At 35.7% G+C, this 1,270-nt stretch carries 2 protein-coding genes; one reads left to right on the forward strand and one right to left on the reverse strand.

Annotation, left to right across the window (positions count from 1 at the left end):
* The coding region (locus NFU81_RS40740; RefSeq protein WP_285833814.1) for a C-terminal helicase domain-containing protein at positions 1-352 on the forward strand (352 nt) is incomplete at its 5' end.
* Between the two features lie 31 nt (positions 353-383).
* Here NFU81_RS40740 and NFU81_RS03760 read toward each other — a convergent pair.
* The coding region (locus NFU81_RS03760) for a phosphoribosylaminoimidazolesuccinocarboxamide synthase (protein WP_251484980.1) at positions 384-1,270 on the reverse strand (887 nt) is incomplete at its 5' end.

A 1,270-nucleotide genomic window follows, 5' to 3' on the forward strand; every position in this document is an offset into this window, starting at 1 on the left:
CAATTTTAGTATTACTGGACGAGGTAAACAAGTGGTTATGGTGGAAAAGGAAGAGTTTAAGATTGAAAAAGCTGGACAAAAAAGTACCACGTCTAGTTTTGAAAATACTGGGAACGAGTTAGTCAGAGAACAACTTCCATTGATCTTGTCGTGGGCGATGTCGATCCACAAAGCTCAAGGTCAAACTTTGGACAGAGTCAAAATAGATTTAGGTAGAAGTTTTGCTAATGGTCAAGCATATGTTGCATTATCAAGAGCTACATGCAAGAGTCGGTTAGAAATCAAAAATTTCAGGAAAGATAAAGTAAAAACATCTGAACATGTCAGAAAATACTACGAAAGTTTGGGATAAATAGAAAGCTTTAATAATAGATATCCTTAATTTATTCTTGCCATTTGTCACCAGTTAAATTTTCGTAAGCTTCAACGTATTTGCTCTTGGTTTCAGTGACAATGTCTTCAGGCATAGCAACACCATCTTTACCAGCAACACCATTAGAAGTTAACCAATCTCTCAAAAATTGTTTATCGTAAGAGTCTTGAGATTTACCAACTTCGTATTTAGTAGCATTCCAGAATCTGGAAGAATCTGGAGTTAAAACTTCGTCAACAAGAACGATGTTGTCACCATCTAAACCAAATTCAAATTTAGTATCAGCGATAATAATTCCTTTAGTGGCAGCGTAATCTCTGGCTTTGGTGTACAAATCAATAGCAATTTTTTCAATTCTATCACATAATTCTTTTCCAACAATCTTGTCAGCTTGTTCTTTGGTGATATTTTCATCATGTTCACCTTGTTCTGCTTTAGTGGATGGGGTGAAGATAGGAGTGATTTGTTGTGATTCAACCACATCACCAATAGGAATACCGTGGACGGTTTTAGATTTTTGGTATTCTTTCCAGCCGGAACCGGTGATGTAACCTCTAACAATAACTTCAAGAGGGATCAATTTCAATTTTCTAACAAGTAAGGATCTGCCTTCCAATTGGTTTCTATATGGTTCTAGTTGAGGATATTTTTGGAAAATGTCTCCTTTGATTAAATGGTTTTCAATTGGCAAGAAATCAAACCAGAATTCAGACAATTTGGTTAAGATTTTACCTTTATTTGGGATACCATTAGACATAATCACATCGTATGCGGAAATTCTATCAGTAGCAACGAATAAAAGAGTGTTGTCGTCAACTTGGTAAATATCTCTGACTTTACCTTTGGCAATCAATGGGAAAGTTCCTTCTAAGTTAGTTGAAGTCATCTGGGAGCTGG

Origin of the sequence: Actinacidiphila cocklensis, from assembly GCF_907177275.1 — a bacterium.
GTDB lineage: Bacteria > Actinomycetota > Actinomycetes > Streptomycetales > Streptomycetaceae > Actinacidiphila > Actinacidiphila cocklensis.